This window comes from Xanthobacter sp. BG11Y11_SDJG, assembly GCF_057364445.1.
The window spans coordinates 1-752 of sequence record NZ_JBNFNU010000807.1 but is presented as its reverse complement, the minus strand read 5'-3'; the positions used below and the strand labels follow the sequence as shown (position 1 = coordinate 752).

At 74.7% G+C, this 752-nt stretch carries 1 protein-coding gene; it reads left to right on the top strand.

What is annotated here, in order from left to right:
- Positions 1–12: 12 nt before the first annotated feature.
- Positions 13–752: polyprenyl synthetase family protein (locus AC2W7M_RS26660; protein ID WP_486136212.1), on the top strand; the 740-nt coding region annotated here is incomplete at its 3' end.

Genomic DNA, 752 nt, shown 5'->3' with positions numbered 1-752 from the left:
CTGATGGCGGCCATGCGCCACGGCGCGCTCGGCGGCGGCAAGCGCCTGCGCCCGTTTTTGGTGCTGGAGAGCGCGGCCCTGTTCGGCATCGCGCCGCAGGCGGCGGTGACGGCGGCGGCCGCGCTGGAGTGCGTCCACTGCTATTCACTGATCCACGATGATCTGCCCTCCATGGACGACGACGACCTGAGGCGCGGGCGCCCCACCGTCCACCGGGCGTTCGACGAGGCCACCGCCATCCTCGCCGGCGACGGCCTGCTCACCCTCGCCTTCGACCTCTTGGCGGGCGAGGATGCCCACCCGAGCGCGGCGGTGCGCATCGCTCTGGTGCGGACGCTGGCGCGGGCGGCGGGCATCGGCGGCATGGTGGGCGGGCAGATGCTCGACCTCACCGCCGAAGGCCGCTTCGACGGCGGCACGCCGCTCGCGCTCGACCTCGGCGCCATCCGCGACCTCCAGGCCATGAAGACCGGCGCGCTGCTGGTCGCCGCGTGCGAGGCGGGCGCGCTGCTCGGCGAGGCCGACGCGGATGCGCGCGCGGCGCTCACCGCCTATGGGCGGGCGCTCGGCGCGGCATTCCAGATCGCCGACGACATCCTCGACGTGGAAGGCAGCAATCGAGGCGGTGGGCAAGAGCGTGGGCAAGGACGCGGAGGCCGGCAAGGCGGACGCTGGTCTCCACCCTCGGCCTCGACGAGCGCGCGGCGTGCTGGCGGACCTGGTCGCCGAGGCGCAAGCGGCGCTCGCCCCGT